The organism is Pedobacter sp. Leaf132, from assembly GCF_920984695.1.
Classification (GTDB): domain Bacteria; phylum Bacteroidota; class Bacteroidia; order Sphingobacteriales; family Sphingobacteriaceae; genus Pedobacter.
This window is the reverse complement of sequence record NZ_CAKLBO010000009.1, coordinates 109,999-123,171: the sequence shown is the minus strand read 5'-3', so window position 1 is coordinate 123,171 and position 13,173 is coordinate 109,999. Positions and strand designations below refer to the sequence as shown.

Genomic DNA, 13,173 nt, shown 5'->3' with positions numbered 1-13,173 from the left:
TTTTTTAATCGTACCTAAAGCTAAAAATCATGACAAAGTTTGAATTCAATCATCTAGTTAACCTCCATTCAGTATCCCTAAGATCTTACGCTTTAAACTTTACTAAAGATGCTGAAGACGCAAATGATTTAGTACAAGATACCATGCTAAAAGCAATAACTTATTACAACAAGTTTAAAGAAGGTACTAATTTAAAAGGATGGTTATTTACCATCATGAAAAATACATTTATCAATAACTACCGTCGTACGGTTAAAACAAATACTTTAATTACACAAAGTGAAGATATTTCTTCAGCAAATCTTTCTTACAGCGCAACTAAAAATCAAGCCGAAAGTAAATTTGTAATGAGCGATATTGATAAAGCGCTTGCTACGCTTCCACAAGAGTATTATGTGCCTTTTATCCGTTACTTCGAAGGGTTTAAATATCACGAAATTGCAGATATGTTAAATATTCCAATCGGAACCGTTAAAACACGTATCCATGTAGCAAGAGGAATTCTTAAGAAATACCTTAAAACATATTCAAAAGAAATAGCTATCGAAGAAATGGCTTAAAAATACATCCACTTTAAAACATGAAAGCTCAGATTTTATCTGGGCTTTTTTTATTAGTGTATTTTTTAAATAAATTATTTGAAGCGCAATTGCATTAGGTTTTCGGTTACATCAGTCCCGCTATCATTGCAAGTCCGCTCCCGATGAAAAAAATCGGGATGCGGGCTTTCCATCCTATCGGGGCTATTTAACTTAGCAATATGCATTTTGGTTAAATGTTGCCGTGCAAAAGAAAGCTATGTGTTACAAAACCTTTGTAAAAGCAAAAGGCCGGGAATAAATCCTGGCCTTTTTGCTTATCATATATTTGGTTAGTTGATTCTTATGTTTTATTTCAACAATTTGCCTTCTCTCTAATTTCGAAACAAATGCAAACCTTTATAACTTATGCGTTTTAAGATTGTTTAGCACTGTTTTTGTTTTGTGGTTATAAAGATAAGGGAAATTTTAAATTTGTCAAGCTTTTTTCAACTTTTTTATTATTTCTTTTGCAACAACCTCTCCCGAGATAATTGCAGGTGGCACACCAGGCCCTGGAACGGTTAATTGCCCGGTATATAATAAATTCGTTACATTACTCTTCATTTTTGGTTTTAAGAATGCTGTCTGTTTCAAAGTGTTAGCTAAACCATAAGCATTTCCTTTAAATGCGTGGTAATCATTTTCGAAATCTGTCATTGCGTAGCTCCTTTTAAATAAAACACTATCGCTAATATCATTTCCGGTTAAATCTTTAAACCGATTAACCAATAGATTAAAGTATTCTTCCCTTTTGGTTTCACTATCTTTCAAACCGGGTGCAATCGGAATCAAAAAGAAAAGATTCTCACAGCCATCCGGCGCAACGCTTAAGTCGGTAACAGATGGGCAACAGGCATAAAATAATGGTTTCGAAGGCCATTTAGCATCAGTGTAAATTTCTTCAGCATGCTCATCAAAATTTTCATCAAAAAATAAATTATGATGTAGAACATTGGTGAGCTTTTTATTTAAGCCAATGTAAAATAGCAGGCAGGAAGGTGCCATGGTCCTTTTATCCCAATAATTTTCGTTATATTTTCTGTATGGCTTATCTAATAAATGTTGTTCAATATGATTGTAATCGGCATTGCCAACAACAAAGTCGGTTTCTATACTACCTCTTTTGGTAATTATTCGGTCAACCTTATTATTCTTTACTTCAATCTTAGTTACCTCATTATCAAATTCAAATTTTACACCCTGCGCTACGGCAATTTGCTGCATAGCCTCTACAATTTTGTGCATGCCACCCAATGGGTACCAGGTGCCTAAAATTAAATCGGCATAGTTCATTAAACTATACAGTGCTGGTGTGTTTTGTGGTGTTGCACCTAAAAACAATACCGGAAATTCTAATAATTTTCTGAGCTTTTCATTTTTAAATAATTTGTGCACATGGCTTCTCATATTCCCAATTAATTGGAGTTTGATACCACTTACAGCCAGGCGTGGGTCGAAATATTCCATCACACTGTGGGATGGTTTATACACATATTCGGTCATGCCAACTTCGTATTTATATTTAGCCTGATTTAAGAAAGTGCTTAAATTTTTAGTGCTGCCTGGTTCTAATTCTTCAAAAAGTTCAAATAACTCTTTTTCAGTTGCTGGTACGTCTATAGTATCATTAGCGCCAAAATAAATTCGATAGGATGGGGCAAGGCGCTTTAAATCATAAAAATCAGAGGTAGTTTTGCCAAAAAGGCTATAAAAATTTTCAAAAACATCAGGCATCCAATACCAGCTTGGTCCCATGTCAAATAAAAAACCATCTTTGCTCCATGTTCTGGCTCTTCCACCAGCCATTTCGTTTTTTTCGATAACAGTAACATCACAACCATTTTTAGCCAATATTGCCGCTGCAGATAATCCTGCAAAACCGGCACCAATAACGGTTATTTTCGCTTTTTTATTCATGATGTAAATAAAGCAATTTTTAGGCAATTTGTTTTTTACGAAATTGCCAAAGGTTTTGCCTTAATTAATATTATCTCTTGTAGCTTTTATTACCTTTGCTTTACACATGAATAAATTTGGCTTCTTACTCTTTCTATTGTCTTTGTTTGCGCAAATCTCTAAAGCACAATTATCTAATAAAGAGATAGCTATATTAAAAGTTGATTTAGTTAAGGCTGTAGATAATACAAGTCTTACAGATTCTCTTTTAAAAAGATTAAATGCATTATCAAACAAAAATGCATTGTTAACTGGTTATACCGCTACGTTGGAAGCCTTAAAAGCTAAACATGCATGGAATCCATACAATAAAATTAAGTTTGTAAAGCGCTCATTATCAACTATGCAAAAAGCTATCAACATGGATAAAGAAAACATGGAAATTAGATTTATGCGCTTTTCTATCGAGCATTTTACACCTGGCTTTTTAGGTTTTAGTAAAGATTTAGATGAAGACAGGAAAGAGATTGTAAAGCATTATCAAAACAATAATTTCGGTTTGGCTGATGATCAACTCATAAAAAACGTGGCTAAATTTATGATTGAAAGCAAACGTTGCACGGCTGCGGAAATAAAGATTTTTAAAAAATACATTTAATGAAGTTTATATATCTGCTGATTAATATTGGTGTAATCTTATTTCCACTTTTACTTTCGTTTGATAAGAAAGTACACTTCTTTAGCAAATGGAAATTTGTTATTCCTGCTATTTTAATTACCGGAGTGGTTTTTTTAATATGGGATTTACTTTTTGTTAAGCTAAATGTTTGGTCATTTAATCCTGATTATATTGTTGGTATTAAATTTTTTGGATTGCCTTTAGAAGAAATTTTATTTTTTTTAACAGTGCCTTATGCCTGTATTTTTATTTATGAATGCCTAAATGTTTATTTCCCTAAAAATGATTTGCAGCGGTATAGTTTGGCACTCAGCAATTTATTTCTAGGTGTTTGTATTGCAATTTTATTTTTTGGTTACAGTAAATGGTACACGGTAATTAACTTCGGTTTTTTGTTTGTGGTGCTTTTTTATGTTGAGTACGTAAATGGAAAACTTCGGTTTATGTACAAATTTTACCGAGCTTACCTGGTTTCATTACTTCCGTTTTATATTGTTAATGGATTTTTAACGGCTATTCCGGTTGTAATTTATAACAACAATGAAACTTTAAATATGCGTGTTGGAACCATACCTTTCGAAGATCATTTCTATTTGATGAGTCTTTTGTTGATGAATGTATTTCTTTACGAGTTTTTTAAAAGTAAAGTAGTGCTTAAAAAAATCGATTAATTTTTTGAAAATGAAAAGACTGTGGTTCTTTGATTCTTTAGTCCTGCTTTACATTACTCCCGATGAAAAGTCTGCATTCATTTCAATTAGGTTTAAGAACAGTGGCTTGCGATTTGCAACCGAACAAATGGAATGCTGTTTTAACTAACTAACCCCGGTTGCAGCGATACCCCGCAGCGAGTTTTTTACGAGCGAAGCCTGCCTGCCGGACAGGCAGGCGTATAAGCGAAAAACGTGATCAAACTTTAATTTTTGTATAAATTTGCGCTTCAAAACATATATAAATGGAATTACCGGCTTACACAAAATCTCAATTAGCCTTACGTAATGGGCAAGATAAGCCAGAAATTTGGGTTGCCTACAAGGGTATTATTTATGATGTAACGGATAGCCGGTTGTGGCGTAATGGTAAGCATTACGAACATTGGGCGGGGCAAGATTTAACTGATGAATTGGCCGATGCACCACACACAGAAGCCGTTTTTGAAAAATTTACGCCTATTGCCAGAATGATTTAAAAGGTAGCCGCATATTCTAAGATTTTTAATTAGGTGGCTTTAAATTACAGGGCTTAAAGATTGGGCGAAAATAGAAAAGCCACAGATTAACAGATGAATAAAATCTGTTAATCCGTGGCCAGAAATAATAATTGAAGCTTTTATGCTTCTATTGAAAATGCGCTTAAGTTTACAAACTCTTGAATTCTAGCTGAAACATCTTCATCGGTTAGGTTTAACAATTTTTCTGTTCCGAATTTTTCTACACAGAATGAAGCCAAAGCAGAACCATAAATAATGGCATTTTTCATGTTATTGAAGTTAACGCTTCCAACTTTTGCCAAATAACCGATAAAACCACCGGCAAATGTATCGCCTGCGCCAGTTGGATCGAAAACTTCGGCAAGAGGTAAAGCAGGTGCAGAAAAAATCTGATCTTCGTGGAACAACAAGGCTCCATGCTCGCCTTTTTTAATAATTAAATATTTCGGACCCATTGCCAGAATTTTCTTCGCAGCTTTAACTAAAGAATATTCTCCAGATAGCTGACGAGCCTCAGCATCGTTAATGGTTAAAACATCCACTAGTTTAATGGTTTCCAATAAATCGTCCATCATAATGTCCATCCAGAAATTCATGGTATCCATTACAATAAGTTTTGGGCGATTTTTAAGGCGTTTGATAACGGTTTGTTGCACTTGTGGCGTTAGATTGCCTAACATCAAATATTCGCAGTCCTGGTAGCTTTCAGGGATAATTGGGTCGAAGTTTTCTAATACATTAAGTTCTGTAATTAATGTATCACGACTATTCATATCGTTATGGTACTTACCCGACCAAAAGAAGGATTTTTCGCCGGCTTTAATTTGTAAGCCTTCAGTATCAATTCCGTGTTTGGTAAAAGTTTCAATGTCTGATTTTGGGAAATCATCTCCAACAACAGCAACAATTTTTGCTTTATTGTAAAAGTAAGAAGCAGCTAAACTTGCGTAGGTTGCAGCTCCACCAACTATTTTATCTGTTTTTCCAAAAGGAGTTTCAATAGCATCAAAAGCTACAGTACCTATGATTATCAGGCTCATATATTTTAATTTGAATTTTTTTAAAAATTTTTCACTGCAAATATTGCATAAATAATTTAAAAGCCCTAATATTGCATTCCCAAAACGAACAAGGGTTTGCAAGCTACAAAGCATAACAAGCCCAGTTTTAGGAAAAAACCAGCACTCCTTCTTAGCTCAGCTGGTTAGAGCATCTGACTGTTAATCAGAGGGTCGCTGGTTCGAGCCCAGCAGAGGGAGCAAAATCCTCACAGTAATGTGGGGATTTTTTATGATAAAATTGTCAAATGATTTTGGCTAAAAAAATTTAAACCAGAATAATCTTCCTTCTTAGCTCAGCTGGTTAGAGCATCTGACTGTTAATCAGAGGGTCGCTGGTTCGAGCCCAGCAGAGGGAGCTTGATAAATCAAGCTAAACCCCACTCCGTCCGAGTGGGGTTTTTTGCTAAGCATATTTTTTCAAATACTTCAACTTTTTGCTTACTTGCTTTAGCCAGACTCTAGTCATTAGCTCATGCCCAGCAACCGTAGGATGGATTCCGTCCCAAATCCAATAGGCTGGAGGTACTGATTTTGGAGCATTTTTAAACGCAAGCTGAAAATCGACTAATATTGCATTGAATTCTATTGCAAGTTTTCTGATTATGGAACTTAATTTTTCAACAAGCGTTTCGTAGTCATTTAATCGCTTTTGTACCTTTCCTACGGCGGCAATAAACGGTAAACAAAGCACTAATATTAGGTTTGGATTTTGAGCAATGGATTGACTGATGATTTTTCTATATGTATCTTCAAACGCCTGAAAATCTTCGGGTTTGGTAACTGGTTCTGATAACATTTTAGCAACATCATTAATACCTACGAGTATGCTAAGCAAATCGGGTTTAAAGTTTAAGCAATCTGTTTCCCATCTGGCTTCTAATTGAGAAACCCGATTTCCACTAATACCTTTGTTGTAAAAAATTAAATCTGCCGAAGGAAAATCTGCACCCCAACGGCTGGCAATAGAAAATGCATAACCATGCCCCATAATGTGATTGGGGTCTGTATCCCTACCATGCTTTCCATCTGTTATAGAATCTCCCTGGAACAAAACTGTTAGCCCTTTAGGTTCTAAATATTGCTCTTCAGGTTTTATTTCTAAAGCCTGTAAACCTGCAGGCAATCCAGCGGCAATACCAGCCAATGCTGTAGAACGTAAAAATGAGCGGCGTGATCGTTTTTCAGTCATTTTTGATTTAAATTTTTCTAAATCGAATATAGTTTCAATTCTATCATTTAAATAATCTTTTATCAACAATCCGGTAAACCATTAATAGAAAAGCCAAGTGTAAACAAAAGAAATTAATACTAATAAATGTTTTTATTGCTCAGCATTCTGGGTTGCACATAAATACAATAATTTCAAATATTTGCGGAAAATTTTTCCATAAATTACCCGATTTTCTACAAGTTAATTAGATTATTATGTGTGATAAAATAAATATAAAATGTATTTTTAAAATTACAAATAGACATTTTATTGCATAAAATTAGCTGAAAGACGATTTTATAAGTGTGTGCATAAATATCTTCAATTGTAATAGCCTTTTGTTTAAATGATTGATTACTAATGGCTTTAAAATTGCAATTATTTGGTTGCTTGTGGATTGTTAATCAGCGAAAACAGATAATGCAAAAATTTAAAAATATTACTTTAACACTTATTATTGGTACGCTTTTCTTTTGTGCTTACGGTCAGAGTGGTATTGGTACAAAAGCGCCTGTTGCAAGTGCAATTCTAGAATTAAATTCTACAAATAAAGGTTTTAAAGGTCCTGGCATTGCCCTGCAAAGCCGGCTTGATCAAAGTTTGACTCCCGAAAGAGGATTGATCGTTTATAATACTGCAACAGCTGGCGTTAGTCCAGATAATGTTTATGGTAACAGATATTATTTTTGGAATGGTAGTGAATGGGTTTCTTTACCAGGATTAACAGCTGTAGAAGAACTCATCACACCCAGGGTTTTTTATGCAAAATCTGTTGTTACACAAACATTTGCTTTTACCAATGATACTCAAGTTTTACCGCTTAGCTTCGAAACTGTAGATTTAAATACTGCCAATATCATTACACCTAACCTTGCAGGTACAGCTTTTCGTATAAATAAAACGGGTTTGTATGAGCTCTCATCATTTATGAGTTATAATCCAAACGGTTCAAATGATAGAGCTTTGCAAAACTTAATTATTCAGAAAGGAACGAGCGCAACTGGTCCCTGGGTTGCAGTTGCGGGCTCACGTGGAAATTGGGGTCAAGGTTCGGTTTCAGATTTTAAAACAGTTATTATTCCTATCATGGCAGTCAGGTTAAATGATGGTGAATTCATCCGTGTAATAACGGCTTGTCCATATCCAACCGGTGGTTCTGCTCAAGGTTTAGGTACAATAAGTATTACAACCAACACGCCGGTAGCCAAATCTTTAAATGTTAGGTTAATTGATTTTACATTATAATATGAAGAAATTAAAATCCTTTCCAATTTATGTTTTTTCAATATTTTCTGCCATATATGGTCAGGAGTTAAAAGCACAGGGTACGGGAATAGGAACAAAAACACCGCATGCATCCACTATATTAGAAGTCAGTTCTTCATTAAAGAACGGTGGCGTTTTAGTGCCAAAAGTTAACCTTAAAGCAGGAGATGATATTTTAACCATTCCTAATCCGGCAATAGGTTTAATGGTTTATAATACTAATACTGCAGGCATAAAGCCTAATAATGTAGAAGCCGACCATCATTATTTTTGGAATGGAAGCAGTTGGATAGATATTGCCGACATTAATACAATAAAGAAATTATTATTGCCTCAGGTATTTTTTTGTCAGGAACCAGTAGAACAAGAATTAACAAGTGCAAATCTGACCGCTATAAATGGGGGTTCGGATGTTGTAGTAACCTTTAATAATATTTATGTTCTTACAAATAATGGTGGTAATGTAAGCTTAAATAATAATCGATTTACCATTAATAATACAGGTGAATACGAAATATCTGGTTACATTAATTACAATCCGCATATAAATAATAATGCAAACTCAAATACTAATTTACTGTATAAAATTCAACGCTCTACAAATGGTGGCACGAACTGGGTAACTGTGGCGCAAACCACCTTAGTTTGGGGTAAAGATACAGGTGGTTTTTCGAGAACATTAATTTCTCCACCATCAATTATCCACCTTGATAAAAATGATGTAATCCAACTGGTAATAAGTAAAACATTTGGTAGCAATCATCAATCACCTGCTACCATAAGTGTTCCCGGAGGATTAAATTTTTCAAAAAACATAAGAATATTTAAGCTTGACTAATATGAAACTTATGATGAAGAATTTTATGCTGATACTGCCAATGGTTATGTTCTGCTTAATAACAAAAAACCTTTCGGCGCAATCTACAGGTGTACAAACACGAACGCCAAAATCATCAGCTTTATTAGATATGGATGTTTCAAATTTAGCAGATGGTGCAAAGAAAGGATTTTTAATGAGCCGGGTTAGCCTTACCAGAACTAATTTGGCTGCTCCGGTTAATCTGCCGGTTAGCGGTTTATGGGTTTTTAATACCAATACTACAACAGGTTTAAACGCGGTGAAGGGTAATAATGTTTACATGTGGAACGGTAGCGCATGGGAACCATATTCTTCAACATTAGAGATACAAACAAGAATTTCTCCTGATGATTTTTTTATGAAATCTCCAACAGATTTTCTAATGTCGGGTGTAGCATTAACAGGCTTTAACACAGGGCTTTTGGTGCCAGTGCCTTGGGAAGCAGGTAGTGTGGCTATTTCTAATCCAACTTATGTAACATTAGATGCTAACCTGGAAAGTTTTACCATAAATACGTCAGGGTATTATGAGATTTCAGGATTTTTAAATTATAATCCAAAAATTAATGATAACAATAGTAAAACGGCCCTATGTTCGATATTACAAATTAACAAATTGGGTGTTTGGACAGATAGAATTGGAATAAACTCTACTTTTGAAGAAATGGCGACCAATACGGTGCAAACGATTACGATTCCGTTTGATATTATAAAACTGGATGCCGGAGACAAATTTAGAATTGTAATTACCAAACCCATAATTGGAGGAAATGTTAACCACACTTCTACGGCTGGAATAACATCAATAGTTGGAGATTTAAGGAAATCTTTCAGAATTACTTATATCAATCAATAATAATAGCGAGCACTGTTTTTTGTGAGAAGTAAGATAGGCGCAAATATTTAATTGCGCCTTTTCTTTTTAGAAGCTTACAAATTTTACGCCCAAGCTCAACCACCTTGATGGAAGTGGAATTGCACCAATTTCAGTATATGTGGTATCAAATATATTCTGAGCATCTAAGAAAACGGTAAATTTTTTAATCGACTGGCTTAACCGAATATCGTTTATCCAATAAGATGGTCCGGCCATTCTTTGATTAAATCTTGTAGCCAACAAAACAGCGAAATTTACATAGCGAAAATCAACTGTGTTTGTAACCTGGTGTTTTAAGGAAGATATTAAATATTTATATGCCAGTTGCGAATTAAGGTTTTTAAAATCTGAATCCAGATACGAATAACCTAAATTGATATTAACTTTTGATTTATCTGCGATAGCAAAATTGTAATTTGCTCTGAAGTTTAAACCTGAGGTCTGTAAATCGCCAATATTATTGCTCTGCCAAGGTTCGGTTGTTACGGTACGTGTCCAATCGATAAATTTATCTATAGTTCTGTAAAAGTAGTTAGCGTTGAAATTAAAATTTCCTTTGTCGATTTTTATGCCTAACTCTGCCTGTAAAGCATTTTCTGGAGTTAAATTTTCATTGCCAATATTTCCTGGGCGTTGGTTCAAATATAAATCGGTAAAAGATGGATTTCTTTGACTTGTACCAATGTTTGTTACTAATTTAATGCCGGTGGAGATTTCGTAACTTGCATCCAAGCCTGGATAAATTTGCCATTTATAATCAGAATTATAGTTGAGATAAGTACCGATATTCACATTTAGTTTTTCAAGTAATTGAGTTCTGTACTGCGCATAAACGCCTAAATTATCTCTATCACGCTTGCCAATGCTGGTAGAATTGATATCATCCTTTCTGGCTTCTGCCCCAAAACCAAATTCACCCGATGAAATTTTATAGGTTGTATTTAATTCAGCAGAAAATGAATTGCTAAAATGCCTGCTTCGACCAGAATTTAGGTTTGTAGGACCAAAATAACGATAATCATCAAAATTATATCGATAGCTTAAACGTGGCATTAGTGTCCATCTTTCTGAAAGCTTATGTTTTGATTGTAAGGATGCTAACGTAGTCTGAACTTGTTCATCAGAATTTTTATCACCCGGACTAGCATAAAATCCATTCGCTCCAAAACCACTTTTAACATATCCAAAAAGCGCATCAATGGTGTTGGATTCATCAATTTGGAAATTTCCTAGATAAAGCAATTTATTGTTTTCAAATCCCGTATTAAATCGATAGCCATTACCTTTATCATGCGAAGCAAAAAGCGAGTGCTGATGTTTCTCTTTGCTTAGCATCCCGCCAACCTGTACACCTCCACCAACAAAAGTTTTGCCGTTTCCTTCTGTATTCTTCTCGAAATTGGAGCCTGCGTAAGTAGAAAATAAAACGCCAGAAGTTGCAGGTTTTTTGGTGATGATATTGATTGCACCGGTTAAACTGTTAATGCCATAAATTCTCGCAGCAGGACCACGAATAATTTCTATACGCTCAATAGCCTCTACCGGTATAGGCAGGTTAAGCATGTTGTGTGCGGTTTGCATATCAATAATCTTCGTTCCGTTTAAAAGCAACACAGTTTGCTCAAAACTCCCTCCATCAATACTAATATCCGCTTGCCCGCCAAAAGCACCTCTTTGCCTGATATCTATTCCGTTGGCATATTGTAACACCTCCTGAATGGTTCTGGCCGGTAGTTTGGCAATAGTTGCATTGTCGATTATGTAAACGTTTCGGTTTTGTTTTGATATTGGCGTATTGAAACGATTTTCATTGATCACAACATCGTTCATATTTATTATACTGTCCTTTTTGCTTTGAGCAAATAAGTTGATGGCTAAAATGGTAAAAAGGAAAGTTAAGTATAGTTGCTTCATTTTCTAAATGTTTTTGCAAAAGTAGTATCTTGCCGTACCATTAAAGTATACCAGTTTTAATAAAATGGATAGTCCGGTTCAAATTCCTTTCAAAAGTTTTATTCAGCTTAAGCCGAATGATGATATTGCAGTGTATCTACAAATTGTTTTCGAGTTTATTAAGGCGATACAAACCGGTTTATTGCCCGAGGGCACCAAATTGCCGGGGACTCGTATACTTTGCAAACTTTTAGGTATTAACCGAAATACCTTGATTAAAGCCTTTACCGACTTACAATTACAAGGTTTTATAGAGATTTCTCCAAATAAGGGCACATTTATTTTATCGAACCAGAAGCAAAAAAATGATTTAAAACCGCATCAAAACGCGAATACAGAATCTAACTTTGATTTTAAACGGTCGCTGATTTTAGAAGACCCAATAGAAACAAGTAATTTGCCTTACCAGCTAAATGATGGATTACCAGATTTAAGGTTAATGCAAACAGATGTTTTGGCAAGGCTGTATGTGTCAAAATTAAAGAAGAAAAAAAGTGCAACCGATTGGAAGCAGCTTCAATCTATATCTCATGATGAATTTAAAAATCACTTTGCAAATTTTTTAAATGTTACCCGAGGTTTAAGAATTTCGACTTCGAACATACTTACCACAAGCAGCCACGAAGTAAGCTTGTATTTGGTTAGCAAACTTTTAATATCCGAAGGTGATAACGTTATTATTGGTTCGCCAGGTTACTACGGCTCAAACATGACTTTATTAGATTTTGGTGCAAACATTATAACCATACCGGTTGATGATGAAGGGCTAAGCACCAAACATCTTAAGAAAGTTTGTGAAGAAAACAACATCAGGGCGTTATACCTAACATCAAACTACCATTATCCAACATCAAATTGTTTAAGCGCAAAGCGAAGACTTGAAATTTTAGAATTGGCTAAATTTTATAGTTTCGTAATTATTGAGGATGACTATGACTTTGATTTTCATTACGATAATAATCCGGTATTGCCTTTATCTGCATTTAATCCAAACGCAAATGTGGTATATATTGGCTCTTTTGCCAGAAGCCTGCCATCTGGTTTTGGCTATGGTTTTATTACTGCACCAACCGAATTTATTACAGAACTGGAAAAGCATCAAAGAATTTTGGAGCCTGGAATTGATGTGATTAAAGAACAGGTTTTAACGCATTTTATACAAGATGGAGAAGTTCATCGCCTTGCGAAAAAAAACAAAAAAATATACAAGGAGCGCAGAGATGACTTTGTTAATTTATTGAACGAAGAACTTAGAGGCAAAATAAAATTCGCAATTCCTGCCCGAGGCTTAGCCATTTGGGTAGAATGGCTGGATGACTTCAGCCTGATTAAATTTAAAAATTTTTGCGCTTCAGAAGGTTTATTTCTACCCAAAACCATTCTGTATCAAAGCAAAAACCTTCGCGGCATGCGTTTAGGTTTTGGTCATTTAAATAAAGCTGAAATGCAATTGGTGGTAGAAATTTTAAGTAAATCGCTGCAAAAGGTTATGTTATAATAACAGATTCTTTGTCTTTTCTGAAGAGCGTATTAATACTTATCTTTGATTAAACGCCAGATTTTTGGAGTTTATTAAAAACA

Annotated in this window: 12 protein-coding genes and 2 tRNA genes; 10 read left to right on the top strand and 4 right to left on the bottom strand. The window is 34.7% G+C overall.

Annotated elements, in window-relative coordinates:
• The first annotated feature begins 29 nt into the window (after positions 1 to 29).
• Positions 30 to 560 (top strand): RNA polymerase sigma factor, encoded by a 531-nt coding sequence (locus tag LUA86_RS15615; protein WP_231464385.1) that lies wholly within the window; start codon positions 30 to 32, stop codon positions 558 to 560.
• Between the two features lie 456 nt (positions 561 to 1,016).
• Here LUA86_RS15615 and LUA86_RS15610 read toward each other — a convergent pair whose 3' ends face one another.
• Positions 1,017 to 2,498 carry an NAD(P)/FAD-dependent oxidoreductase gene (locus LUA86_RS15610; protein ID WP_231464383.1) on the bottom strand — a complete coding sequence of 494 codons (1,482 nt, stop codon included), beginning with the start codon at positions 2,496 to 2,498 and terminating at the stop codon, positions 1,017 to 1,019.
• A gap of 106 nt (positions 2,499 to 2,604) precedes the next feature.
• Between LUA86_RS15610 and LUA86_RS15605 the strand changes: the two genes are divergently transcribed.
• The 3 genes from LUA86_RS15605 (at position 2,605) to LUA86_RS15595 (ending at position 4,345) form a co-directional block, all read left to right on the top strand.
• Positions 2,605 to 3,135 carry a hypothetical protein gene (locus tag LUA86_RS15605; RefSeq protein ID WP_231464381.1) on the top strand — a complete coding sequence of 177 codons (531 nt, stop codon included), beginning with the start codon at positions 2,605 to 2,607 and terminating at the stop codon, positions 3,133 to 3,135.
• Positions 3,135 to 3,827 (top strand): lycopene cyclase domain-containing protein, encoded by a 693-nt coding sequence (locus tag LUA86_RS15600; protein ID WP_231464379.1) that lies wholly within the window; start codon positions 3,135 to 3,137, stop codon positions 3,825 to 3,827. Before LUA86_RS15605 ends, LUA86_RS15600 begins: the two co-directional genes overlap by 1 nt.
• A gap of 284 nt (positions 3,828 to 4,111) precedes the next feature.
• The gene (locus tag LUA86_RS15595; RefSeq protein WP_231464377.1) at positions 4,112 to 4,345 is read left to right on the top strand and encodes a cytochrome b5 domain-containing protein; all 234 of its coding nucleotides are present in this window, start codon (positions 4,112 to 4,114) and stop codon (positions 4,343 to 4,345) included.
• Between the two features lie 140 nt (positions 4,346 to 4,485).
• Here LUA86_RS15595 and LUA86_RS15590 read toward each other — a convergent pair whose 3' ends face one another.
• Entirely contained in the window at positions 4,486 to 5,406 is a 921-nt protein-coding gene (locus tag LUA86_RS15590; RefSeq protein WP_231464376.1) for a PfkB family carbohydrate kinase, read from the bottom strand.
• Between the two features lie 145 nt (positions 5,407 to 5,551).
• Here LUA86_RS15590 and LUA86_RS15585 point away from each other — a divergent pair.
• Together LUA86_RS15585 and LUA86_RS15580 are read left to right on the top strand one after the other, a co-directional pair.
• Positions 5,552 to 5,625: transfer RNA gene (locus tag LUA86_RS15585), tRNA-Asn, on the top strand.
• A gap of 84 nt (positions 5,626 to 5,709) precedes the next feature.
• Positions 5,710 to 5,783 (top strand) — tRNA-Asn (locus tag LUA86_RS15580).
• A gap of 47 nt (positions 5,784 to 5,830) precedes the next feature.
• Here LUA86_RS15580 and LUA86_RS15575 read toward each other — a convergent pair.
• Positions 5,831 to 6,616 carry a GDSL-type esterase/lipase family protein gene (locus LUA86_RS15575; protein ID WP_231464374.1) on the bottom strand — a complete coding sequence of 262 codons (786 nt, stop codon included), beginning with the start codon at positions 6,614 to 6,616 and terminating at the stop codon, positions 5,831 to 5,833.
• Positions 6,617 to 7,057: 441 nt separating this feature from the next.
• Here LUA86_RS15575 and LUA86_RS15570 point away from each other — a divergent pair, with 441 nt between their 5' ends.
• Genes LUA86_RS15570 through LUA86_RS15560 form a run of 3 tightly spaced genes read left to right on the top strand, consistent with a single transcriptional unit; the run spans position 7,058 to position 9,618 of the window.
• Positions 7,058 to 7,882: a hypothetical protein gene (locus LUA86_RS15570; RefSeq protein WP_231464372.1), complete on the top strand. Its 825-nt coding sequence runs from the start codon at positions 7,058 to 7,060 to the stop codon at positions 7,880 to 7,882.
• A gap of 1 nt (position 7,883) precedes the next feature.
• A complete protein-coding gene (locus LUA86_RS15565; protein ID WP_231464370.1) occupies positions 7,884 to 8,741 on the top strand; it encodes a hypothetical protein in 858 nt (285 codons plus the stop codon).
• A gap of 10 nt (positions 8,742 to 8,751) precedes the next feature.
• On the top strand, positions 8,752 to 9,618 hold the full coding sequence (locus LUA86_RS15560; RefSeq protein ID WP_231464368.1) for a hypothetical protein: 867 nt from the start codon (positions 8,752 to 8,754) through the stop codon (positions 9,616 to 9,618).
• Between the two features lie 66 nt (positions 9,619 to 9,684).
• Here the strand turns inward: LUA86_RS15560 and LUA86_RS15555 are convergent, their stop codons facing one another.
• Positions 9,685 to 11,553 (bottom strand): TonB-dependent siderophore receptor, encoded by a 1,869-nt coding sequence (locus tag LUA86_RS15555; protein WP_231464366.1) that lies wholly within the window; start codon positions 11,551 to 11,553, stop codon positions 9,685 to 9,687.
• 64 nt (positions 11,554 to 11,617) lie between these two features.
• Between LUA86_RS15555 and LUA86_RS15550 the strand changes: the two genes are divergently transcribed.
• Positions 11,618 to 13,090: a PLP-dependent aminotransferase family protein gene (locus LUA86_RS15550; protein WP_231464364.1), complete on the top strand. Its 1,473-nt coding sequence runs from the start codon at positions 11,618 to 11,620 to the stop codon at positions 13,088 to 13,090.
• Positions 13,091 to 13,173: the final 83 nt, after the last annotated feature.

Excerpts from the sequence above, each read along its gene's own strand:
- LUA86_RS15615 (WP_231464385.1), top strand. The coding sequence starts at position 30 with ATGACAAAGTTTGAATTCAATCATCTAGTTAACCTCCATTCAGTATCC.
- LUA86_RS15610 (WP_231464383.1), bottom strand. The coding sequence starts at position 2,498 with ATGAATAAAAAAGCGAAAATAACCGTTATTGGTGCCGGTTTTGCAGGA.
- LUA86_RS15605 (WP_231464381.1), top strand. The coding sequence starts at position 2,605 with ATGAATAAATTTGGCTTCTTACTCTTTCTATTGTCTTTGTTTGCGCAA.
- LUA86_RS15600 (WP_231464379.1), top strand. The coding sequence starts at position 3,135 with ATGAAGTTTATATATCTGCTGATTAATATTGGTGTAATCTTATTTCCA.
- LUA86_RS15595 (WP_231464377.1), top strand. The coding sequence starts at position 4,112 with ATGGAATTACCGGCTTACACAAAATCTCAATTAGCCTTACGTAATGGG.
- LUA86_RS15590 (WP_231464376.1), bottom strand. The coding sequence starts at position 5,406 with ATGAGCCTGATAATCATAGGTACTGTAGCTTTTGATGCTATTGAAACT.
- LUA86_RS15575 (WP_231464374.1), bottom strand. The coding sequence starts at position 6,616 with ATGACTGAAAAACGATCACGCCGCTCATTTTTACGTTCTACAGCATTG.
- LUA86_RS15570 (WP_231464372.1), top strand. The coding sequence starts at position 7,058 with ATGCAAAAATTTAAAAATATTACTTTAACACTTATTATTGGTACGCTT.
- LUA86_RS15565 (WP_231464370.1), top strand. The coding sequence starts at position 7,884 with ATGAAGAAATTAAAATCCTTTCCAATTTATGTTTTTTCAATATTTTCT.
- LUA86_RS15560 (WP_231464368.1), top strand. The coding sequence starts at position 8,752 with ATGATGAAGAATTTTATGCTGATACTGCCAATGGTTATGTTCTGCTTA.
- LUA86_RS15555 (WP_231464366.1), bottom strand. The coding sequence starts at position 11,553 with ATGAAGCAACTATACTTAACTTTCCTTTTTACCATTTTAGCCATCAAC.
- LUA86_RS15550 (WP_231464364.1), top strand. The coding sequence starts at position 11,618 with ATGGATAGTCCGGTTCAAATTCCTTTCAAAAGTTTTATTCAGCTTAAG.